Origin of the sequence: Clostridium aquiflavi, from assembly GCF_031344075.1 — a bacterium.
GTDB lineage: Bacteria > Bacillota > Clostridia > Clostridiales > Clostridiaceae > Clostridium > Clostridium aquiflavi.
The window spans coordinates 20,732-32,894 of sequence record NZ_JAVJAN010000039.1; the positions used below are offsets into that span (position 1 = coordinate 20,732).

General features: G+C 27.6%; 9 protein-coding genes. 4 read left to right on the plus strand and 5 right to left on the minus strand.

Translation table 11 applies throughout. The features are described 5' to 3' along the window. Positions 1–85: 85 nt before the first annotated feature. Genes RGC78_RS13315 through RGC78_RS13325 form a run of 3 tightly spaced genes read right to left on the minus strand, consistent with a single transcriptional unit; the run spans position 86 to position 2,694 of the window. Positions 86–886 (minus strand): ABC transporter permease, encoded by an 801-nt coding sequence (locus RGC78_RS13315; RefSeq protein WP_252216735.1) that lies wholly within the window; start codon positions 884–886, stop codon positions 86–88. After that, positions 879–1,646 carry an ABC transporter ATP-binding protein gene (locus RGC78_RS13320; protein ID WP_252216733.1) on the minus strand — a complete coding sequence of 256 codons (768 nt, stop codon included), beginning with the start codon at positions 1,644–1,646 and terminating at the stop codon, positions 879–881. The genes RGC78_RS13315 and RGC78_RS13320 overlap by 8 nt, the downstream gene beginning before the upstream one ends. A gap of 19 nt (positions 1,647–1,665) precedes the next feature. Next, entirely contained in the window at positions 1,666–2,694 is a 1,029-nt protein-coding gene (locus tag RGC78_RS13325; protein WP_309556799.1) for an ABC transporter substrate-binding protein, read from the minus strand. Between the two features lie 655 nt (positions 2,695–3,349). On the opposite strand from RGC78_RS13325, the gene RGC78_RS13330 reads away from it, so the two are divergent. From RGC78_RS13330 to RGC78_RS13340, 3 genes are all read left to right on the plus strand, one after another. After that, a complete protein-coding gene (locus tag RGC78_RS13330) occupies positions 3,350–4,303 on the plus strand; it encodes an SUKH-3 domain-containing protein (RefSeq protein WP_309556800.1) in 954 nt (317 codons plus the stop codon). Between the two features lie 447 nt (positions 4,304–4,750). Then, on the plus strand, positions 4,751–5,260 hold the full coding sequence (locus RGC78_RS13335) for a VanZ family protein (RefSeq protein ID WP_309556801.1): 510 nt from the start codon (positions 4,751–4,753) through the stop codon (positions 5,258–5,260). 668 nt (positions 5,261–5,928) lie between these two features. Continuing rightward, complete coding sequence (locus RGC78_RS13340) at positions 5,929–6,786, plus strand: YitT family protein (protein WP_252213080.1); 858 nt, start codon at positions 5,929–5,931, stop codon at positions 6,784–6,786. Between the two features lie 85 nt (positions 6,787–6,871). On the opposite strand, the gene RGC78_RS13345 is transcribed toward RGC78_RS13340, so the two are convergent. Both RGC78_RS13345 and RGC78_RS13350 read right to left on the minus strand, forming a co-directional pair. Continuing rightward, positions 6,872–8,026: a dicarboxylate/amino acid:cation symporter gene (locus tag RGC78_RS13345; RefSeq protein ID WP_252213081.1), complete on the minus strand. Its 1,155-nt coding sequence runs from the start codon at positions 8,024–8,026 to the stop codon at positions 6,872–6,874. A gap of 755 nt (positions 8,027–8,781) precedes the next feature. Beyond that, entirely contained in the window at positions 8,782–9,672 is an 891-nt protein-coding gene (locus RGC78_RS13350) for a 5'-nucleotidase, lipoprotein e(P4) family (RefSeq protein WP_252213082.1), read from the minus strand. A gap of 434 nt (positions 9,673–10,106) precedes the next feature. Between RGC78_RS13350 and RGC78_RS13355 the strand changes: the two genes are divergently transcribed. Further along, complete coding sequence (locus tag RGC78_RS13355; protein WP_252226736.1) at positions 10,107–11,918, plus strand: N-acetylmuramoyl-L-alanine amidase family protein; 1,812 nt, start codon at positions 10,107–10,109, stop codon at positions 11,916–11,918. Positions 11,919–12,163: the final 245 nt, after the last annotated feature.

Consider the following 12,163-nt stretch of genomic DNA (forward strand, 5'->3'; position numbering starts at 1 on the left):
TCTTTTATTAGAGTGAGTATAGTGAATTTTTCTACAAAAAACTCGGAATTATTAATTAATCTGAATATTTAGACATGAAATTCACTTATTTCTCTAAAGATTTATTTTTAATTAAACGTTTTTCTAAAAAAGCTACTATTTCATACATTATAAAAGCAATCACAGAAAGTATTATTATACTCATCATAACCATATCCAATTGGGCAATTTGACCACCATATACAATTAAAAAACCTAAACCCTCTCTAGCTACTAAAAATTCTCCCATTATTACACCAACCCATGACAATCCAACGTTAATTTTTAATGCTGATATAAAAACGGGAATGGAGTAAGGAAAAATTAAATGTCTTAAAATTTGAAGTTTAGATGCCCTAAAAGTTTTCATAAGCATGATTTTATCACTGTCTATTTCATTAAATCCACTTAACACACTTATAATTGTAGTAACAATAGAAATTAATAAGGCTATTACAATTATAGCAGTAGTACCATTACCAACCCAAAATATAATTATTGGTGCTAAAGCAACTTTAGGTAAGGCATTTAATACTACTAAATAAGGGTCTAATACTTTAGACGCAAAAGGACACCACCATAAAATTACGGCAATTGCTGTTCCAAGAACAGTTCCTAAAGTGAAGCCAAGTATTGTTTCATAGCAGGTTACCCAGATATGACGCAATAAAGTGCCATCAGCATAAAAAGATACAAGCGATTTATACATTCTAGAAGGAGTAGAAGTTAGGAAAGGATCAATCCATTTTAAGTCACCTGCAATTTCCCAAAGTGCTATAAAAATAACTAATATTAAAAGTCTAGTAATTACAAGCTTTATTTTATTGTGTTTTAATTTTTTCAAATATATATCATGTTCTTTACTCATTGTATTGATCAAGCTCCTTCCATAAATCATTAAAGTAACCTCTAAACTCTGGTTCTTTTCTTCTTTCAAAAGGAGTGATGTCTTTTTTTGAAAACATTATATCCACATCTTTTTTTACCTGTGCAGGTCTTTTAGATAACACAAGTATTCTACTAGAAGTAGAAATAGCTTCAGATATATCATGAGTTACCATTATTGCAGTTTTCTTTTCTTTTTTTATTATTTTAAATACATCATCACATACTAAAAGTCTTGATTGATAATCTAAAGCGGAAAAAGGTTCATCTAAAAATAGTATTTCAGGGTTAAGTGCTAATGTTCTTATTAGAGCTACTCTTTGTCTCATTCCACCTGACAATTCGTTAGGATAATGTTCTTTAAATTTTGATAATCCATAGGTCTCAACTAACCCATTAACTCTTTCAACAGCTTCCTTAGTAATTTGTTTTTTAATTTTTAGTCCAATTAAGACATTGTCCCATACATTTAACCATTCAAATAAATGATCTTTTTGAAACATATATCCTATTTTATTTAAGTTGTTTTTTATATCTTCATCTTTATAAAGTATAGATCCACTAGAAGCTTTTAATAATCCACTAATTATATTAAGAAGTGTAGATTTACCACAACCAGATGGACCTAGTATTGATATAAATTCACCATCATTTACTTCAAAACTAATATTATTTAATGCTTTAGTTTCACCCTTTAGTGAGTGATAGTTCATAGATAAATCAGAGATTTTAAGCAAGCTCAAAGCAAATCACCAATCACATTTATTTAGTTGCTTTTTCAGCAAAACTATTGTCTACAATTTTATTGAAATCAGGTTTTGATGGAATTAATGACTTATCATACTCTTGAATTATATCTATCAATCTATCCAAATTTTCTTCTTTAATTGAAGGATCATGAGCTAAAGCATCTATTTTATTATAGTTATTTATAACTGTTATAATTATATCTCTGTCGGTTCCAGGGAAAAATTGAATTATTGAGTCAGCTATTTCTTCAGGAGTATGAGAAAAATACCATTGTTGACCCCTATACATAGCTTTTGTGAATTTTTCTATTACGTCCTTATTATTGTCTAGGTAAGACTTAGTTGCAAAGAAACAAGTATAAGGAATAACTCCAGAATTTTCACCAACAGATGCTAAGATACATCCACTACCTTCTTTTTCAAGCATTGAAGCAGTAGGTTCAAATAATGCTACATAATCGCCAGTACCACCTTTGAATGCTCCAGAAGTAGCAGCAAAGTCTATATTTGTTACCATATTAACATCAGTTTTTGGATTTATATTATTATTTTTCATAGCGTACTCTAAAGCCATAGCAGGTACTCCACCAGGTCTTCCACCAATAACTTCTTTTCCTCTTAATGTATTCCAATCAAAGTTTGCTTCTTTATTTCTTCCTACTAAGAAAGAGCCATCTTTTTGTGTAAGCCCAGCAAAGACTACAGGATAATCTTCTCTTCCCTGATTATTAATATAAATTACTTGTTCAGGACCACAGAATCCGATATCAGCATTGTTACTTAATACAGCTTGCATAACTTTATCAGCGCCTTGTCCAGTTGCTAAATCTATGGTAATTCCCTCCTTATCAAAGAAGCCCTCACTAATTGCAACATACATAGGTCCATAAAAAACAGAACGAGTAACTTCATTTAAACGAACAGTAACTTTTGCATCTTCACCAGTAGTTTTAGAAGAACTCTTAGAATTACAAGCAATTAAAGAAGTAGCCAAAGTAAGAATTACAGTTAAAGAAAGTAAAAGCTTTAAACCTTTTTTCATTAAATTGCATCTCCTATAAAGTAATGATTAGGCTAAAAAAGACTTAACTATTTAAACTAAGTCATTTTTTATTGAGCCTAAAGTCTTTCTGTTGTATATTATGAAATTTTATATAAAAGAGTGTTAAATTGATGAATTATATGTAAGAAAATTAATCGTTAGCGTAGAGTGCCTTGTGTTTAATAATAGAAATTATTTTTTATAAATAATGTTTTTATAAGTGGACTTATATTTTAGGGAGCAAAACAGCACTTTAGATAGTGAGTTTATAGAAGTTAAAAACTATCTTATATAAGTTTTTTTGGAAATATTATATATGAAAATCCTCATGTACAAGCCTTGAATTTATACATAGGAATTCTTTATGAGGGAATGTAAAATTTTTTTAATAATGGTAAAATTAACATATATGATATAATAAGATCTAAAATATAAAATAAAAGTTATGTTATAAATAATGTCTATAATGGGAAGTTAAGAAGTAAACTAGAAAATTAGTTTGTTTGAAGAAGTATATAAGAGATATTTATTCTAGGATAACATTATGATAGTACTTAAAGTAATAACTATATTATGAATAAACCTAAAGATATAATGAATCACACCGTAAATGATAAAATATTTATTTGATTAGATGTTTAAGGAGATAAAATTAATGTATAACAATAATAGTAATTGGAAGTATACTTCTTATGAGTATAAAACGATAATATTGGAAATGAACACTATTGATAGAATTGCAATAAATAAAAATTATATCGCAATTTATTTTTCTAGTGGATTTGATGTAAGAAAAGAAAATAAAAATAATTCGTATAATGTAAGTATGCATACAGGTGAGGCAGTATTATATTTGTATTATGCAAAAGTGAATTTTGATTCAAATAATGTATTTAAAAATATATGTATAAAGACTGTTACACCAGATATTAAACTTAATGAGCATAATACATATAAAGTGTATGATATTGTATATAATCTTGATATTAATATCATTACAATCTTAGGGATCTATGGAGAAGAATTAATAGATAGTCAATTAAGTTTTAAATGCTCTGGAATAGAGTTTTGTTGGAATGAATTTAAATGTAAATCTTGGTTTGAAAATAAAAATAATATGCTAATTAATGAAAGAGTACTTCTGAATGGTAATATACATGAAAAGGTACAAATAATGCTTAGTATGGCGGGATTATATGAAGGAAGAAACGTTGATATATCAAAGATAGAAAAATTTTATAAAAAAAATGGCACTGAATTATTTCTGGCAGCAAGAGAATTCTATGAAAAATACTATGGATTAGCTACTAAATGGTATTTAGATGTTGAAGATGGAATAAAGTATCCATGTTATTCAGCAGATTTTGAGTTTAAAATATATCCACATTTTTTTAGAAAAGATGAATTAAAAGTAAAAAAAGTTGCTAATGAAAATATATTATTAGTGGGCACTGTTGGATACTATTATCCTTTAGAAATTTATATAGGCAGAAGTGGTAAACTTTATACTGGAAATGGATATAAGACATTAATATATTCATCATTAGAAGAAATGATTGAGGATAATTTATCACGAAAAAAGTTAGAATCAGTTATGATAATGCTGTAATATAATTTAATTTCAAATATAGTTCTTTAAAGGTCGCACTTGATAAAATACGTTAAATTTATAGCACTAAATTTAACGTATTTTAACCAGTGCTATCATGTATTAATATACTACCCCAACGGCCACCTCTAAATTATCTTTTCTTTTATCATTTTCTCTGTTTTGCAAGGCAAGATTGTATCATAAAAAAAGTTAATAATGTAAAGGAGCAGAGTTTTTTAAGAAGATTGACATTATTAATTTTTTATAAGGATTCTTCTTTAGGCAAAACAATACTTAAAGCGTGTATATAATCCACAATATATAAATTATTGTGTAATTATTAAGATATTTTTAAGTCAATATTAATATTATAATAGTAAACTAAAAAATGGAGAATGATTTAATAATTACATTATATTTAAGTATAAATCAATTAGAATAATAAAAAATGTTATGGGGGTACATATGGAAAATAAAGAATCAAAGCAACAATTACTAACAACTTGCTTACTGGTAGTGTATTTACTGATATTAACTTGGATTATAATATTTAAAATGCAATTTTCAATTCAAGAATTAGACCATTGGCGAAGTATTAACTTAATTCCATTTCATGAATCGGTAATAGTGAATAGCAGGATTGAATTATCAGAAATATATGATAACATACTTGTATTTGTTCCATTTGGAATTTATGTTAGTATGTTGAAAAACGATTGGTCTTTCTTAAAGAAAGTTGTGCCAATAGCAAGTGTAAGTTTACTTTATGAAGTAGTACAGTTTATATTTGCAGTAGGTGCATCAGATATAACTGACCTTATAGGAAATACTCTTGGAGGAATAATTGGAATTGCAATTTATCTTGTTTTTCGTAGATTATTAAAAACAGATTTTAAAACAAATAAAATTCTTAATATTTTTGCATTAATTGGGACAATCTGTATGGCTATATTGTTAGCACTTTTAGTTAGTTAATTCTTAATCATTACATTGTTCAAAAGAAATGATTAATTTACAGTATTATTATCGCACAACATTCATGTATTACGAAAATAAAATATAAAGTAGATACCGTACTATTCAGAATTGAATATGTGATATTTTTTATTTCGCAATACTACAATTAACTATAGTAATCAATTTAATATTGTTATTTTTAGGTGATATAATACTAGTCCAAAATGACATGATAAAAGGCAATAAACATTAAAAAAATATAGAATTGCTACTGGACTTGGATTAAAAGAGTTAAAAGAATATATTGATTCTTTAAATAAATAGAATATTAAAATATATAAATAACAGAATGAAATATCACATTATTTAGAATTGAAAGTGTGATATTTTTTGTCATGTAATTCTAAAAAATAGGAATAAAATCATTGTTCTTAAAGACCTAAATCTTTTTTTGTCTTTGATAAGTTTACGCAACTTACAACATTCTAAGTTGTTCATTGAAAACTAAATAATGTGGCATTTAAGGAATATGTTATAATTAAAGTAATGTAGTTTATAATAAGAGGATAGAAAAATAAAAACCAATAATTTGATTTAAGACATTTTTAAGTAAAATTACATCATGTTTTATTTGGTATGAGAATCTAGTTTATAGAACATATCAATAAATATAAGGAGTATCTATTATGAAAAATAAATATAATAATGTTTTAAGTATTATAAGTAGAATTTTTTTTATGATATTAGGTTCAATTTTAGTATCGATAGGTCTTGAGATATTTTTAATACCTAACAATATAATTGATGGTGGTATGACAGGAATATCCATTATGGCAAGTCATTTAACAAAAGCTGAACTAGGAATATTTATATTTGTATTTAATTTGCCATTTGTTATTGTAGGTTATAAGCAAATTGGAAAGACATTTGCTCTTTCAACTATATTTTCAGTAATATGTTTATCAACTGGAGTAACACTACTTCATCCTGTTCCTGGCATAACACAGGATATACTTTTGGCAACCATATTTGGCGGAATTATAATGGGAGTAGGAGTAGGGCTAATAATAAGGAATGGTGGATCATTAGATGGGACTGAAATTGTTGCGATAATAATAGAAAAAAGAAGTATATTTTCTATTGGTGAAATAGTTATGTTCTTTAATTTTTTTATATTGGGAAGCTCTGGTTTTATATTTGGATGGGATAGAGCAATGTATTCTTTAATAGCTTATTTTATTGCTTTTAAAACAATAGATATTACTGTTGAAGGACTTAATGAGTCAAAGGCAGTAATTATTGTATCTGAAAAAAATAAGGAAATTTCTGATGCGATAATAGCAAGACTTGGAAGGGGAATTACATTTTTAGATGGAAAAGGTGCTTATAGTGGTAATAAGACAGATGTTATATATGTAGTTTTATCAAGGCTTGAGGTAGCAAAATTAAAAAAAATTGTACATGGATTTGATGAAGAAGCATTAATTACAATTTCAAGTGTTGAAGGAACTGGAAAAAGCTATAAAAAGAAAGCTATACACTAGCCTTAGAATTTTATATTCTAAAAGGGACAATAAAAATAACCATGTTTATTTTTATTGTCCCTTTTATACAACATTATTAGAATTACTACTTATCTTTTACTCTTGTAAGCATCAACGCAATAGCGCCATCCCCAGTTACATTACAAGCTGTTCCAAAACTATCTTGAAGCGCAAATATAGTTAATATAAGAGCTGTTCCAGCTTCAGTAAATCCAAGTACACCTGTAATAAGGCCTAATGAAGCCATAACAGTTCCGCCAGGAACACCAGGCGCTCCAATTGCAAATATTCCAAGTAACACTATAAATAAAATCATAGTTGAAAGATTAGGTAATTTTCCATATAAAAGTTGTGAAACTGTCATTATAAAGAATACTTCTGTTAAAACTGATCCACATAAATGTATGTTTGCACATAAAGGTATAGCAAAATCTGCGATATCTTTTCTTAAAACTTTAGATTTTTTAGCACATTTTAATGCAACAGGTAATGTTGCAGCACTTGACATCGTACCAACTGCAGTAAGATAAGCTGGACCATAATTTTTAACAACTTCCCAAGGGTTCTCTTTTGACACTATTCCAGCAATTGAATATAGAACAGTAAGCCAAATAAAGTGTCCGATAATTACTATAATTATAACTTTAAAGAAAATAGGTAATTGCTTGCTTATACCACCTTCATAAGCTAAACATGCAAAATTTGTGGCAATGAATAAAGGAAGTATAGGAATTATAATTCTTTCAACAATACTTAATATTATATTTTGAAATTGTTCCAATAATTTCTCAACTAAATCAGATTTAGTCCATGCTGTTGCAAGTCCTAAGAATAATGCTAGGACTAATGCACTCATAACACTCATGATTGGTGGTATATCAAGTTTGAAAAGCAAGTCTGGCAATTCTTTTGTTACAGTATTATTAGAAATTATTGATAATTTAGGTATTATATTATATCCTGCAAACATAGAAAAAAGTGCTGCAAATACAGATGATGAATATGCTATTAGTACTGCATAACTTAGTAATTTACTAGCATTTCCTTTAAGTTTTGCAATGGATGGTGCAATAAAACCTATTATAATTAATGGTATTGAAAAGAATATTATTTGCCCAAGCACGTACTTAATAGTAGATATAATTTGAATAAAATTATTACTAGAATAAGTTCCTATTAAAATACCTATTATTACAGCTATAATTAATTTGAAAATAAAGTTGTTAAAAAGTTTTTTCATTGTAAAATCCCCCTTTTAATAATTATGTATATAAAAAAATCGCCAAAGCGACTTTGGAGCTGTCGATTTTTTTTAGCCATACACCCTTTCAAAACGTAGTGTAGGAATAATGGTGCAGCATAGTATTATTTTTTATCTTTAGGATTAATTTCTTAACCTTTAATTACATTAATATTTCAGTTATCTGAAAGTTTTTTTAAAAAAATATAATTTTCTAAAGAATAAAAAAACTCCTACCTCTTAATTACAGAGGCAGAAGTTATATACTCCGCGGTCCCACTCTGTTTATATGTATATTAAAATACATACAACTCGTTTTAAATAGATACAAACATATCTTAACACTATAACGGGTGTTTAACCGATTTTCTCTACTTAGCTCTAGCTTTTGGAGAAAATAGCTCATAGATGCACTCATTGATAAGTTACTTTAAAGTCTCTTCCAGCAAATAAGACTCTCTCTGTATAAAGTATAAATATCTACTTTTCTAATCATTGCTTTTAATTCGTATCATTATACTATGATATATAGTATAAACAATTTTATTTTATTCGTCAATACTATTATCCATATTTGTAATTAATAAGTATGTGTACTTTAAATTAATAGAATATTATTCAAAAATGAAAATGATTTATAAATTGTAATAGTTTAGACATATTTAATTAAAATGTACATAAAATTAACAGGATAAACTAAAAATAACCATAAAGTAAAGGATTGTTAACTTTACTTTATGGTCAAATTAAAATATTTATTTGTTAGTATCACTAGGTGTCCAAGTTTTTAAATATGATTTTCTTACTTTATCTTTTTCAGCAGGACTTAGCTTAAAATAATCCTTATCTAGTGCACTTTCCCAATGTCCATATACTGGATTTGGTAAAATTATAAAGTGAGCTCCGAAGTTGTTTTTATTTACATCAACTAATTGATTTCTATCTTTTACATCCTTACCATATGAATTAATAGGGAAATCTCCAGCATCATCTCCCATGTAGATTATTACATTATAATCTTTAACTATTTCATCCATTCTAGGTTGTTTGTTACTACTATCAGTTTTTAAACGCATATGCTTTTGATCTACACAGGGATATCCTAATTTTTGAAGATTTTTCATTGTTCCATCAAGTTCAGTTTTTTCCTTTCTACCTGTTACATAGAATATTTCGACACCTTTATTATTTGCATAATTTAAAAATTCTTTTGCACCAGGCATAGCCTTAGCGTCAGCATGATTTACCCATTGCCCCCAAGTTTCATCACTAAAAGCTCTATTTTCTCCTATTAATCCAGCTTCATATTCATTGTTATCAATAACAGCTTCATCGCAATCTGTAATTATAGCTAGAGGTTTATCTCCTTGTTTAAATTTTGAAGATTCTTGATCTACAATGATTTGACCAGTATTATAAGCCTGATAACATAATGCTCTATATTCAGCTGATGATTGCATCCAAGCTACCCCCATAACTAATTGTTCATTTAAATCTTTTAAATTATCACAGTACTCTGTAGTAATTTGTTGATTAGCATTTTTATCTTGTTCGGTGGTTGTAGCAGCTAAAGCTGGTACAGATGAAGACATAAGTACAAAACTTAGCACCATAGACATTAAGAATTTCTTTTTGTTTTTTAACATATAAAAGCCTCCTTATTTCCAATAAATTCCATATATAATATATCTATTCTATTTTTTTGTTTTTTTTCCTCTATTTAATATTTAATTATTTTATATAAAGACTATTTTGGGGTAGAGTGTTTATATATACATAAGTAAAGTTGACTGAGTATTTGAACTTAGGAATACTAAAATGAGTATAGTTAAGTTGTAATACCGTTTTGCTCATTGCATATATGAACACCTATTTAAAACATAACATCCAAATTAAATAGTCGCTTAATGAATACTATGCTTTTAATAGGCAATGTGAAAAAATTTCCCATTAATGTTATAATTATATATAAAGTGTGTAGAATTAAACTATTAAGTATTATTAAACTTACTATTTTGATTTATACATATACAAAAAAATTACACATTAGGGGTAAGAAAAGACAAGGGGAGATATTATAATGAAAAGAAATATGCATGCAAAGACTATGGCAATAGTTCTTGCAGCTATAACTGGAATGCAAGCAGGAGGAATTGTACCAAATTTTTCAGGTATTAATGTTAAAGCTTATGCTAGTGAGATTAATAATGAAGAGAAGGAAGCTAATCAATCTATAGAAACAACTAAAAATAAAGATGCTTATAAGGCTATAGGAATAGATGTAGATACGACAACATCAGGTGCTGTGACAATTACTTTACCTAATAAGTTTACTAAGACTTTAGATGAATTAAAGGGAAGCAGTGATTTGACTGCTAATACCGCTTATATTGGATTGAAATTTACTACTCCAGCAGGTATTCAAGTTAAACCTTCAAAAATAAGAGATTTATCTTTGAATAAAGAATATGTATTATCATCTGATTCAAATGAGATAAAGGATGGAAGATATATTAAATATATACCAATAGCAACTAAGAGTGGTGATGTTTGGACACCTAAAGAGAAGAATATTAACACATATAAATATGATTGGCTTGATGAAAAAGGGCAAACTGTTGCTAAGACTTCATTAAATGTAGTAGTTCAAAGACAAATAGAAATACCGAAAGTGGTGAAAGAAGCAAAAGTATCAATTTCAGGTACTGAAAAGGTAGGTAAGACTTTAGAAGCTAATGTAACAGCTTATGAGAATGGTAAAATTGTTCCAGTAACTAGTGTAGAGTATCAATGGTATAGATCTAAACACAGAGATAAAGATTTTAATAGTATATCTGGTGAGCATAGTAAGGATTACAAATTGGCTAATAGAGATGAAGATAAGTATATAAAAGTAATAGCAAGGGTTAATATAAAGGGTGAAATAATAGAAGTTGATGATAGAACAAGTAGTATTGATGAAAAAAAATCTTCAAGATCTCATCACAGTTCATCAAGTAAAGGATCTGGAAGCACTGCTGATACTGATAGAATAAGTGATAAAATTGAGGATTCACGAGCTGATAGTGTATCTTATGATGTTTCGGATTATCCTAAGGTAGAAAAAGATGTTTTTAAATGTTTAAAAGATAATGATGACAAGACTTTAGTTCTTGAAGGCGACGATTATACTTGGACTTTTGATGGAGAGGATATTAAGAATGTTTCAGATATGGATAGTAAATTAGATACAACTATTGAAACAACATCTCCTAATGAATCAGAAATCAAAAAAATTTTAAATGGCGCAAATGTAGTTAATTTATATTTTAATTATGATGGTAAGTTACCTGGTAAAGCAAAAATTGAAGCTAAAATAGGTTCAAAATATGATGGAAAAAATATGTATGTCTATTATTATAATAAGGATACCAAATCATTAGAATTAGTATCATCAAATGTTAAAGTAAAAGATGATAGAGTAACATTTACGATAACTCATTGTTCAGATTATGTTTTAAGTGAAACACAACTTTTAACTACAACATCTTTTAATGAAGGATGGAGCATGATTAACAATGGAAATTGGCAATATGTTTTAGGTGGAAACAAAGTTATTGGATGGAACTTCATTAATGGCAGATGGTACTTTATGGACTATACTGGAATGATGCAAAGAGGATGGATTAATCCAAATGGTTCATGGTATTACTTAAACTATAATGGTGATATGGCAACAGGATGGCAAAATATAAAGGGTTCATGGTATTACTTAAGAGATGACGGAAAAATGTTAACTGGATGGGTAGATGATAGAGGTACATGGTATTATCTAGATTATTCAGGCGCAATGGTTAGTAATACAACTGTTAATGGATATAGACTAGGTTCTAATGGAGCTTGGATAAGATAAATTAAATAATAAGAACAAACTAACAAGAAAATTAATACTATATTTTATAAATACAAATAAAAAGCCCAAAGGATAAAATGAATTTTAAATAAATTTTATCTTTTGAGCTTTTTAAATTTTAGGCTATGTTTTAGCAAAGTGTTGATATATACATAAGTAAATTGGACTGAGTAATTGAACTTAGGAATGCTAAAATGAGTATAGTCCCATTTTAGCTTGCTCCCAATATAAAATTGAGACAAGCA